This window comes from Mycobacterium sp., assembly GCF_036488105.1.
Lineage (GTDB): Bacteria > Actinomycetota > Actinomycetes > Mycobacteriales > Mycobacteriaceae > Mycobacterium.
The window spans coordinates 24,558-35,869 of the sequence record NZ_DASXHW010000294.1; the positions used below are offsets into that span (position 1 = coordinate 24,558).

9 protein-coding genes are annotated in these 11,312 nt (G+C 61.3%); 3 read left to right on the top strand and 6 right to left on the bottom strand.

Translation table 11 applies throughout. From position 1 onward, the window contains the following. Positions 1–64 precede the first annotated feature (64 nt). Positions 65–2,887 (top strand): glycosyltransferase, encoded by a 2,823-nt coding sequence (locus tag VGH54_RS15280; RefSeq protein ID WP_331512886.1) that lies wholly within the window; start codon positions 65–67, stop codon positions 2,885–2,887. A 257-nt stretch (positions 2,888–3,144) separates the two neighbouring features. On the opposite strand, the gene VGH54_RS15285 is transcribed toward VGH54_RS15280, so the two are convergent. After that, a complete protein-coding gene (locus tag VGH54_RS15285; RefSeq protein WP_414688721.1) occupies positions 3,145–3,492 on the bottom strand; it encodes a DUF732 domain-containing protein in 348 nt (115 codons plus the stop codon). Between the two features lie 333 nt (positions 3,493–3,825). Here VGH54_RS15285 and VGH54_RS15290 point away from each other — a divergent pair, with 333 nt between their 5' ends. Continuing rightward, positions 3,826–5,280 carry an aldehyde dehydrogenase family protein gene (locus VGH54_RS15290; protein ID WP_331512887.1) on the top strand — a complete coding sequence of 485 codons (1,455 nt, stop codon included), beginning with the start codon at positions 3,826–3,828 and terminating at the stop codon, positions 5,278–5,280. A gap of 17 nt (positions 5,281–5,297) precedes the next feature. Then, positions 5,298–5,747 (top strand): DoxX family protein, encoded by a 450-nt coding sequence (locus VGH54_RS15295; RefSeq protein WP_331512889.1) that lies wholly within the window; start codon positions 5,298–5,300, stop codon positions 5,745–5,747. Between the two features lie 164 nt (positions 5,748–5,911). On the opposite strand, the gene VGH54_RS15300 is transcribed toward VGH54_RS15295, so the two are convergent. The 5 genes from VGH54_RS15300 to VGH54_RS15320 all read right to left on the bottom strand — a co-directional run. Next, entirely contained in the window at positions 5,912–7,027 is a 1,116-nt protein-coding gene (locus tag VGH54_RS15300; RefSeq protein ID WP_414688723.1) for an epoxide hydrolase family protein, read from the bottom strand. Between the two features lie 79 nt (positions 7,028–7,106). Further along, positions 7,107–7,340 carry a hypothetical protein gene (locus tag VGH54_RS15305; protein ID WP_331512891.1) on the bottom strand — a complete coding sequence of 78 codons (234 nt, stop codon included), beginning with the start codon at positions 7,338–7,340 and terminating at the stop codon, positions 7,107–7,109. A 59-nt stretch (positions 7,341–7,399) separates the two neighbouring features. Then, the gene (locus VGH54_RS15310) at positions 7,400–8,260 is read right to left on the bottom strand and encodes a TIGR03619 family F420-dependent LLM class oxidoreductase (protein ID WP_331512892.1); all 861 of its coding nucleotides are present in this window, start codon (positions 8,258–8,260) and stop codon (positions 7,400–7,402) included. Then, positions 8,257–8,868, bottom strand: coding sequence for a PaaI family thioesterase (locus VGH54_RS15315; RefSeq protein WP_331512898.1), 612 nt, complete (start codon positions 8,866–8,868; stop codon positions 8,257–8,259). Before VGH54_RS15315 ends, VGH54_RS15310 begins: the two co-directional genes overlap by 4 nt. Before the next feature lie 124 nt (positions 8,869–8,992). Next, the coding region (locus tag VGH54_RS15320) for a bifunctional [glutamine synthetase] adenylyltransferase/[glutamine synthetase]-adenylyl-L-tyrosine phosphorylase (RefSeq protein ID WP_331512893.1) at positions 8,993–11,312 on the bottom strand (2,320 nt) is incomplete at its 5' end.

Here is an 11,312-nt window from a genome sequence, read left to right on the forward strand (position 1 = left end):
GTCATCCCGGGCAATCTTCTGCCTTACCGGGACTTCCGGTAATAGGCCCGGTATGGTAGAAATTATGATGTCCGCAAACCCGAGAGTATCAGTGTGCCTGCCTGTATTCAACGGTGAAAAGTATTTGGCCGACGCAATCGAGAGCGTCCTCAATCAAAGCCATATCGATTTCGAGCTGGTTGTTTCCGATGACGGCTCGGAAGATAAATCACCCGAAATAGTGAATGATTATGCCAGCAGGGACAAGCGTATATTGTTTTCGCGTAATCCTCAGCGTCTTGGGCTGTTCGGCAACTACAACAAGTGCCTGGAGCGGGCGCGCGGCGAGTACATCAAGACCTTTGCTCAGGACGACCTTTTGCACCCGGACATCATAAGGCGAATGGTGACGGCGCTCGATACCTTTCCCAATGTCATTCTGGCCAGTTGCGGCCGCGAGACCATCGGACCTGAAAATCAACACATCGAGACGCTTACTCACCTAGAGCACGATTCGATACTTCCTGGAAAAGAAGTTATCATCGACAATCTGACAAAATTCTGTAATTGGGTCGGCGAGCCTTCCTGCCTCATGTTTCGCAGGGAATTCAAAGGGGCAGGTTTCACAGATGACTTCTATCAGTTCGGAGATATCGAATATATTTTCCGACTTCTCGAGCAGGGCGATCTTTATTACATTTCCGATGTGCTCTGTCAGTTTCGATGTCACGACGACAGCTGCAGCAGAAAGAATTTAGAGGATTTGCTCGTCGTATATGATGCCGTGCGCCTGGCTCGCATGTATCCAGACTCGTTTCTTTCTGAACATGGGCTTTCACAAGAGCAGCTATTGGAGATGGCAGTCAACCACATTTCTCTCTTTTCTTTGCCCCATGGAAGGGACGTTTTTCAGATAGATTTTGAAAGGTCCTCAGTTGGACACGACCTCGTTCAACCGAAACATCAGCGCGAAGTGAAAGAGTTTATCGTCAGGGCTGGGAATCGAATTCGCAGCCTGCATGAGCAGGCTGCTGAGTTAGAGAAGGAACTTGCAAACAACGGCACTCGCGATCACTTTGTCGCTGGAGAAGAACGCGATCATTGGCGCGGCAAACGCCTGCAGCCCCGGGCCGAAAAACAGACGTGTCCCAGAGAAGCTGTCTGCAAACCAGACATAAGCACGCGCGAGCCCGGCGAACTCTTATTCGATAGCAGTTATTACACGCTCAACAATCCCGATGTCGTCAGCCCAGGGATGGGACTTCGCGAGCACTTCGTCAAGTTTGGGTGGCGCGAGGCGAGGGATCCGCATCCTTTGTTCAGCGTGTCGCACTACCTGAACAATTGTCCGGAGCTGCGTTCTGGCGATGTAGATCCGCTCACGCACTTTATTGAAATTGGGGCGCGCAAGCGGTACAGCCCGCATCCATTATTTGATACCGAGTTTTACTGTTCGCAACTATCTGCTCCTGCGTCGGAGGAAAGCAATCCTCTCATTCACTACCTCATTTTCGGCGGGTTCGAGAAATTGAATCCGCATCCGCTCTTCGACTCGCAGTACTATCTCGATCAATACGGCGACGTGGCGGCCGCAGGGCTTAATCCTCTGGTTCATTACGTTAGGTTCGGCGCAAGGGGACGGAGGAATCCGCACCCACTGTTTGACGCGGCCTTCTACTTAGAACAATACGCCGAAGATGCGGCCGAAAAGATCGACGATCCTTTGCTTCATTTTCTTGCTTTCGGTGCTGGAGCGAAGAAAGATCCGCACCGTCTTTTTGATACATCGTGGTATTTGGAAACGTACCCTGATGTCTGCTCAGCGAAATTGAATCCCCTTGTACATTTCTGCCGATTTGGCGTAGCCGGAGCGCGACTGCCGAGGCGGAACTTCTTGCTCGGTAATTTCTTGACCGAGAATCCAAAGATTCCCAGAGACGACTCCAGCGCCATTTTGCGCGCGATGAACGATTTTGCCGCCGAGTTCGCATCGCTGAATGCCGAGCTTCCCGCGAGCGACATTGAATTCCTGGTCAACCTTCGCAATTCACCTAATTTCAGATTCGTTAAAACTTACCCTCCCGGTCACTACTACTCGCCACTTCCAGACAGCGAGGAGATCGCTCGAAATAAAGCGGTGATTCCGATAACGGAACCCAGCGGCATAGACTTGAAAGAGAAGAATCAACTCGAGCTCGCGAAGCACTTAGCCTTGTATTACTCGGAGCAGCCGTTTCCGCATCAGAAGACGGAGGATCGCCGATTCTATCTAGACAACAATTGGTGCAGCTACGGCGATCCGTTGGTCCTGTATATGATGCTGCGACATATGCAGCCCAAGCGCATCATCGAAGTTGGCTCTGGTTACTCATCGGCTGCGATGCTGGACACCAATGAGCTCTTCTTCCGCGATCGGATCGAATTCACTTTCATAGATCCCGATTCGAACCGGCTGGATACGCTTCTGACCAAAAGTGATTTGCAGCGAAAGACAATAATTAGGCAGCCTGTTCAGACGGTGCCCCTCAAACGATTTGAGACGTTGCAAGCCGACGATATACTGTTCATCGACTCATCGCACGTAGCGAAGCTCGGCAGTGATGTTTCGCATCTACTATTCAGTGTTCTGCCGAGATTGAACAAAGGTGTGCTGATTCATTTTCACGATGTGCTCTGGCCATTTAAGTATCCGCAGATCTGGCTTGATTGCGGTTTCGCGTGGAACGAGGCATACTTCCTGAGATGCTTTCTTCAATTCAACGATTCATTCGAGATCGTCTACTGGAATTCCTACATGGAAAAACACCATGCAACTTTCCTCGAAGCAAACATGCCGCTCGTGTTGAAGCACCCGACGGAGAAGATCACGCAGGGCAATTCGAGTCTATGGATTCGAAAAATCAGGTAGCCATGTCACAAGGTATTTGGGTCATTCTCCGGCTTCGATATTTGACCGGGGATCGAACTCGTGGTCGGCAGATCCAAGCGACACACCGGTCTTCCAGATAGATGTAAGGCTTCCCGTCAGTGGGAGGGGGCAACTCTTCGAGGTGCCGTTTTACCAGTTAATCAGCAGTTCTGCCACCGCATCGGAATACTGAGTGCCCGCGTCCAGGCGTTTGATTTATCTAGTTGCGGTTGCTCCGCAAGAGATTCGACTGAGCCTCAGCAGTGGGGAGCCCAGCACCGCTGGTTGGGGCAGTAAACCGCACGCGCGATGTTCACCATGGATCCGACGTCGTGCACATGGATGTTGTCCGGATCCAAGTTGGCGTGAACGCTGTTGGCAATCTGTTGCGGCGTCCAACCCCACCCGAGATCGTCACAGATGAGGTAAGCCGTCCCGATGAGCGCGTCCTCGTGGCCATCGGGCCACGTGAGGCCCGCGCCGCGCAGTTGATCGAGGTATCCGTCATCCCTGGGATCGGCAGTCGCAATCGCAGCGCTAGCAACCAGCGCAGCGCCGGCGATCATCGGGATGGCAAGTCTGGCCAGCCAGCGAGGTGGGGGCATTTGATTAGCTTCCTTCATTCTCGGCGTCGACGATGCCGTCATTGTGCGAGCCTAGGGCGGCAAACACATGTACAACAGCGAAACCTTGGAAAAAGCTTTTTTTGAGCGGCTGAGCAAAGAGCGGCCTGGTCCCGGCGATCACCGCGGCCGTCGGTGATCGGATCACGCCGTTGACCGGTCGGTTGAGCACCGGTGAGCAGAGACAGCTCACGGCGCTGTTGGCCAAAGCGCTCGGCCCGGCGAATTCGTAGTCGACACGCGCCTTGACCGGGCGACGTCAGCGATGCTAAGCAGGTGCTCAGCATTCGTTGTGAATGGTATGGAAGGGATCAGATGGCGCTGCAGGAACTCTTGGACGACCTTCGCAAGCGACCCGGCTCGGGTGACGTCATTTCCGTCATCGATCCCGCGACCGAAGAGACCATCACCGAGTTCACCGACTGCGGCGAAGAGGCGGTCGACGAGGCCGTCGCACGGGCGAAGGCGTCCTTCGAGTCCGGTGTCTGGTCCCAGCTGCCGGGCCGCGAGCGAGCCAAGGTCATCTGGCGCATCGCGGATCTGATCGACGAGCACGCAGACGAGTTCGCCCGGCTCGACTCGCTTAACACCGGTATGCCACTGATGCAAGCAACCCTGCAGATGTCCACCTGTTCGGAGTTCTTTCGCTACTACGCGGGTTGGTGTTCCAAGCTCAACGGCGTCGCCTACGACGTGAAGACCGACGGCATCGCGAGCGACGCTTACGTGAACATGCACGCCTACACGCTGAAAGAGCCCTACGGCGTCGTGGGACTGATCTTCCCGTGGAACGGCCCCATCTTCAACGCCAGCGCCAAGCTCGCTCCGGCGCTCGCCGCCGGCTGCAGCATGCTCGTCAAACCCGCTGAGGAGACGCCGCTTTCGGCGCTCCTGCTCGACCGACTGGTGCACGAGGCCGGGGTACCAGAGGGCGTGGTCAATCTGCTGACCGGCTACGGCCACACCGCAGGCGCGGCGATCACCGCGCACGCGGGAGTCGAGAAAGTCGCCTTCACCGGCTCCACGGACGTCGGCAAGGAGATCGTGCGGGCGTCGGCGGACAACCTCAAGAAGGTCACCCTCGAACTCGGCGGCAAGTCGCCGGTGCTGATCTTCGACGACGCCGATCTGGACAAGGCCATCCTGATGGCCTCGCTCGGCATCTTCGTCCACTCCGGCCAGGGCTGCGTGTGCGGGTCACGAATCTTCGTGCAGCGCGGCGTGTTTGACCGAGTCGTGGAGGGCATCTCGATGATGGCCAACACGTTCAAGTACGGCGCGCCCAGCGAGGAAGGCTGTGTCAGCGGCCCGTTGATCAGCCAGAAGCAACTCACTCGGGTGATGGGTTTCATCGACGAAGGCAAGAGCGACGGCGTCGACATCGTTACCGGCGGCTACCGCATGGACCGCAAGGGCTACTTCGTCCACCCGACCGTACTCACCAACGTCGACCCGGGCATGCGGCTCTACCAGCAGGAGATCTTCGGGCCGGTGGTCAGCATCCTGCCGTTCGATGACGAGGACGAGGCGGTGGCTCTGGCCAACGACACCACGTACGGGCTGGCCGCGACGGCCTACACCGAGAACCTCGGGCGTGCGCACCGGATCGTCAAGCGTCTGCAGGCGGGCAGCGTGCAGGTCAACTGTCAGTTGGTATTTGACCCCGACGTGCCGTTCGGCGGTTACAAGCAGTCCGGCTGGGGACACGAGTTCGGTAAAGAGGGCATCGAGATGTACATGAAGACGAAGTCGGTCTGGGCGCAGCTGTAAGGACGTATCGTCAGCGCATGGCGCAAAGTCTCGAGGCCCGGCTGAATTCGTATTGGCCGACCGCCCTGTCAGTGTTTCGAGTGATGTTCGGGTTGCTGTTTCTCAGCCACGGCCTGTCCGGGCTGATCGGCTGGCCGGCCGCGGATCACGTGGCGCCAGTGGGCCAATGGCCCGACTACTACGCCAGCTGGATCGAAGCGGTCACCGGTGCACTGATCACCCTCGGGCTGTTCACCCGGCCCGCCGCGTTCCTGGCCTCAGGGGAGATGGCGTTCGCCTACTGCACCGTCCATCTGCCACATGGCTTCTTCCCGATCAACAACCACGGCGAGGACGCGGTGATGTTTTGCTTCGCTTTCCTGTTGCTGATCTTCGCGGGCGGCGGCCCCTACGCCTTGGACGCCCACCGAAGTCGGTGGCCGGGGCGCAGTGGCTGGTCGAGCGGCCGAAGTCGATTGCGGCGCTAGGTACTTCCCAACACCGCGTGGGCAGCGGCGTACCGGTACAGGCGGACTGTAGTCAATCGCACCCGCCAATTGGGCAGGAGTTGCGACGACCACGAAGTCCGCGCGATAGTCCATGTCCCCGGTGGTGACAGTTATCCCATTGGCGTCGTGCGCAATTCGGACAGCTATCGCACCGTCGCGAAGAACGCGCGGACATCGTCGACGAACAACTCCGGCTGCTCGAACGCGGCAAAATGCCCGCCGCGCGGCATCGTCGTCCAGTGCGTGACGTTGTAGGCGGCATCACACCAGCTTCGCGGCGTGCGCAGGATTTCTTTCGGAAATGCCGCGACTCCAGTAGGCAGCTCCACACGGCCATCGGTGACAAACCTGTTGAAGCTCTCCCAGTACAGGCGGGCTGAAGATGCGCCGCTTCCAGTGACCCAGTACAGCATCACGTTGTCGAGCAATTCGTCACGGCTGAGCACATTTTCGGGGTGCCCGTCGCAGTCAGCCCATGCCCAGAACTTCTCGGCGATCCACGCCAGCTGCGCCACCGGTGAGTCGACCAGTCCATAACCGAGCGTTTGGGGCCGCGTGGATTGCTGTTTGGAGTAGCCAGTGCCCCACTTCCGGTGTTCCACAAATGCGGCCAGGGCCTGTTGATCGTCCTCGGTGATATCGGCGGACCCGGCGACCGGCTTCGCCATCGGCATGTTGAGGTGGATGCCCACGCAGTGACCGACGTTGCGTCCGATTTGCGTCGTCACCGCCGCACCCCAGTCACCGCCCTGCGCGCCGTACCGGTCGTAACCGAGTCGGCCGACCAGCGTCTCCCATGCTTCGGCGATCTTCTCCACACCCCATCCGGTGTGGGTGGGCCTCCCGGAGAATCCGTATCCCGGCAGCGATGGGCAGATCACGTGGAAGGCGTCCTCGGCGCGACCGGACGGCGGGTTGACCAGCGGCTCGATCACCTTGTGGAACTCGACCACCGAGCCCGGCCAGCCGTGGGTGATCAGCAGCGGCAGCGCGTCGTCGTGCGGCGAACGTTGGTGGATGAAATGGATGTCCAGCCCGTCGATCTCAGTCAGAAAGTGATCGAACCGGTTCAGCGCGGCTTCCCGCGAACGCCAGTCGTAACCGTCGGCCCAATAGGCGGCCAGCTCGCGGGTGTAGGCCAGCGGTATGCCCTGGCTCCAGTCGTCGACCGTCTCCGACTCCGGCCATCGAGTGCGCGACAAACGCTGCTTGAGGTCGTCGAGAACGGCGGCGGGGACGTCGATGCGATACGGCCTGATTTCCGGCATGGCTCTCATCATGCAGGCAGCCACGATCGCCGACTGTCACCAGGTCCGAGGCGACGCCTCCGACGCGAGGTCACAGGATGTGCCGCGGCGACCTGCCCATGTAGTAGCCGGTCGGGAACGACATCTCGATCACCCGGAGTTGATCGTGGGCTTTCGACTCGAGCTCGAGGACGACACAGCTCTCGTCGAGAGATTTCGACTCCAGCACGATGTAGTGCTGACCGCCGCCATGGACGTCGGTAATCGGGTCACCTGACCGCAGTGCCTCCACGGGCACCAGTTCGGGATTTCCGTGTAGCTCCACCCTCGTCACGTTAAGGCATTCGCGGAAGTGTGGGAACGTTTTTCGTCCACCGACTCCGATCACCGGTCGAGGGCGAGATCCTTGCGGAATCGCTTCATCCCGTCGACCTTCTCGGCGAGCGTGGCATCCGGCCCGGAGTAGAACATCCACGGCATCGTGACGATGCCGTGGATGCCGGCGTCCTCGGCGCGCTGGTAATCGGCGATCGTGAATGCATCGGTCAGCGGCGTCAGAACAGTGAAATCGTCCATCGTTAAACCGTTTTCGGCTCGCAGTTCACGCAACCGGGCCACCGACGCGATAGCGTGATCGGTCTTGATCAGGTCGCCGATCCAACCGTCGTAGCGCGCCGCGCGGCGCAACGCGATCTCACTGAGCCCACCGACGTAGATCGGTATCCGCGGCGGCGTCGGCTGCATCTCCAGCTTCGGGGTTTGATAGAACTCGCCGTCAAATTCCGTCCAGTCCGGCGACCAGAGGGTCCGCATCAGGTCGAGCATCTCGTCGGTGCGTCTGCCCCTGGCGGAGAAGCGTTGCTCCATCAGGTCGAACTCTTCTTCACACCAGCCGACGCCGACGCCGAGCTCGACCCGCCCGTCGGCGAGATAGGCCGCGGTGCCAATGGCTTTGGCCGCCGAGTAGGGATTGCGCATGGCCGGGATGTAGACCGTGGTGACGAACCGCAGCCGCGTGGTGACCTGCGCGAGCGCGCCGACCAGCACCCAGGGGTCGGGCCATTCGGTGAACGCTTGCCAGCGCCGCTGCCCGTCCTTGGTGTAGGGGTACGGGGTTTTCAACGTCTCCAGGTTGACGATGTGGTCGGGGATCCCCATGCCGTCATAACCGAGCTCGTCGGCGGCCTTGGCGATCTCGACGATCTCGCGGGTATCGAGAAATGCGCTGCTGACGTAGAACTTCATTCGGCGTCCCGCGCCCACGACGGCTTGATGAAGATTCCTTCGGCTTCGACAGTGATTCCTTCGCCGTCGGAAAGATGGCCGGATACAAAGGATTTGACACCTTCGGTGCGCTCCACGGCGGCGTCGGCGCGAAGCCTGCCCAACGGGGTACCACGCACGAACCGAACCGTGAGGGTTCCGGTGAACAGCGGCTTGGTCAGGCCGGCGCTGGCGGCCTCGCCGAGCACGTGATCGAGCACCAGCGCGCAGACCCCTCCGTGCACCAGCCCGGGCGGGCCCTCGTACGCGGCGTTCAGGGTGAACTCGCTCCAGCACTGGGTGCCGTCATTGTCGTGATGGATGGTCAGCGGCGGGGCGATGGCGTTGCGCAGTCCGATCACGGCGTTGCCCCAGACCACCGGGCGTCCCCCGACCGCGTGGCGCACCACCTGCGAATCGTCACGCTGTCTGCTGCGCAGCACATCGCTGGCCGTCCGGATCGCCATTCTGGCCGCATCGACGGAGTCTGGGTCTGCGTCGGTGCGCAGAGCCAGCCGGATCAGCTCGCGCACGTCGTCGGTCAGCGGACCGTAGAGCGCTGCGAGCCGATCGTGTTCGTCGGCGCTCATCACCTCGTAGGGGACCTTCGCGTCCAACCCCGCCTCCTGGCGCTAGTGGCGGGCCTCCGTCAGCAGCCGACCGATACATCCTTACTAACACCGAGGCGCTCGGGCTACCGCGGGCGGGGCTGGCTTATTCGTCGAAGATCTTGTGCACGACGGCTTTTGCGCGCCGAGTCACCCGCAGGTAGTTGTCCAGGAACGCGCCGCCGTCCCCGTTCTTCGCCCAGCCGGCCGCGACGGCAACAGTGTTGAGCAGGCGGCCGGGCCCGGGCAACTGGTCGGTGGGCTTGCCGCGAACCAGCACCAGCGCGTTGCGGGCCCGCGTCGCGGTCAGCCATGCCTCCCGCAACAGCGACGCGTCTTCAGCGGTGATCAGCGCAGCCTCGGCGGCGGCATCCAGGCTCTCCAGCGTCGAGGTGTTGTGCAGCGCAGCGATCTCGCTGGCATAGCGCAGCTGGAGCAGCTGCACGGTCCACTCGATGTCGGCCAATCCCCCGCGTCCAAGCTTGGTGTGGGTTTTCGGGTCGGCGCCGCGCGGCAGCCGCTCGGAGTCGATGCGCGCCTTCATCCGCCGGATCTCGAGGACCGCCTCCGCCGACACCCCGCCGGAGGGGTACCGCGTCTTGTCGGCCATGTGCAAGAACCGCCGACCCAGATCCGCATCACCGGCCACCGCGTCGGCCCGCAGTAGCGCCTGGATCTCCCACGGCTGGGCCCACTGCTGGTAGTAAGCGGCGTACGAAGCGAGCGTGCGGACCAGCGGACCGCTGCGACCCTCCGGACGCAGGTTGGCGTCGACCTCCAACGGCGGGTCGGCGCTGGGGGTCCCCAACAGCGCGCGAATCTGCTCAGCCACGGTGACCGCCCAGCGCACGGCGTCGGAGTCTTGCACCCCGTCGGCCGCCTCGCAGACGAACAGCACGTCGGCGTCGGATCCGTAGCCCAGCTCGTGGCCTCCGAGCCGGCCCATGCCGATGACGGCGATGGCGGCCGGCGCGTTGCCGCTTTCCGGAAGGTTGGCCCGAACCACAGCGTCCAGGGCGGCCTGCAAAACCGCGACCCAGACCGCGCTGAGCGCGGCACACACGTCGGTGACGTCGAGCATGCCCAGCAGATCGGCCGAGGCAACGCGGGCCAGCTCACGGCGGCGCAGCGAACGCGCAATCGCGATGGCCCGAACCGGATCGCGTTGCCGGCCCGCCGAGGCCACCAGCGCACCGGCCACCGCCTCGGGGTCGACCTCGAGCAGCTTGGGGCCTGACGCCCCGTCGCTGTAGTTCTGGACGACTTCCGGCACGCGCATCAAGAGTTCGGGCACATACGCCGACGTTCCGAGCACATGCATCAGTCGCTTGGCGACCGCGGGCTTGTCGCGCAGCGTGGACAGATACCAGCGGTGGTCGACCATCACCTCGCTGATCCGGCGGTAGGCCAGCAGGCCGCCATCCGGATCGGGGGTATCGGAAAGCCAATCAAGCAGTCGGGGCAGGAGCACCGATTGCACCCGGCCGCGGCGGCCGCTCTGGTTGATCAACGCGGACAGGTGGCTCAGCGCGCTTTGCGGAGCCTCGTAGCCGAGTGCGGCCAGCTGGCGCTCCGCGGCCGCGGGCGTCATTCCCTGGGAGAACTCCAGGCCTTCCGGCACAAGCGATTCCAGCAGCGGCTGGTAGAACAACTTCGCGTGCAGCCGGGACACCCGCATGTGGTGACGTTTCAGTTCATTGCGCAATACGCCCACCGCGTCGTGGCTGCCGTCGGGCCGGACATGAGCCGCCCGGGCCAGCCAGCGCATCGACTCCTCGTCGTCGGATGCGGGCAACATGTGCGTTCGCTTGAGTCGCTGCAACTGCAGCCGATGTTCAAGCAACCGCAGAAATTCGTAGGAGGCAGTCAGATTGGCCGTGTCGTCGCGACCCACGTAGCCGCCGGCGCCCAGTGCGGCCAGCGCATCGACCGTCGACGCCACATGCAGCGACTCATCGTTGCGGCCATGCACGAGCTGCAAGAGCTGCACCGCGAATTCGACATCCCGCAGCCCGCCGCTGCCGAGTTTGATCTCGCGGGTGCGCACGTCAGCGGGCACTAGTTGCTCTACCCGCCGCCGCATCGCCTGGACTTCGCTGACGAAATCCTCCCGCTCGCAAGCATTCCAGACCATCGGCATCAGCGTTTCGATGTACTGCTTGCTCAGTTCGGCGTCGCCGGCCGCTGGCCGGGCCTTCAGCAACGCCTGAAACTCCCAGGTCTTCGCCCACTGCTGGTAATAGGCGATATGCGAGTCGAGGCTGCGAACCAGCTCGCCGTGGCGGCCTTCCGGTCGCAGGCCGGCGTCAACCTGGAAGAAGGCGTCCGACGCCAACCGCATCATCTCGCCGGCTATCCGCGCGGACACCTGATCGGCGGGTTCGGCAACGAAGATCACGTCGACGTCGCTGACGTAATTCAGTTCG

Bases quoted from the DNA above. Each gene is read 5' to 3' on its own strand.
- VGH54_RS15280 (WP_331512886.1), top strand. From the start codon at position 65: ATGATGTCCGCAAACCCGAGAGTATCAGTGTGCCTGCCTGTATTCAAC.
- VGH54_RS15285 (WP_414688721.1), bottom strand. From the start codon at position 3,492: ATGCCCCCACCTCGCTGGCTGGCCAGACTTGCCATCCCGATGATCGCC.
- VGH54_RS15290 (WP_331512887.1), top strand. From the start codon at position 3,826: ATGGCGCTGCAGGAACTCTTGGACGACCTTCGCAAGCGACCCGGCTCG.
- VGH54_RS15295 (WP_331512889.1), top strand. From the start codon at position 5,298: ATGGCGCAAAGTCTCGAGGCCCGGCTGAATTCGTATTGGCCGACCGCC.
- VGH54_RS15310 (WP_331512892.1), bottom strand. From the start codon at position 8,260: ATGAAGTTCTACGTCAGCAGCGCATTTCTCGATACCCGCGAGATCGTC.
- VGH54_RS15315 (WP_331512898.1), bottom strand. From the start codon at position 8,868: ATGAGCGCCGACGAACACGATCGGCTCGCAGCGCTCTACGGTCCGCTG.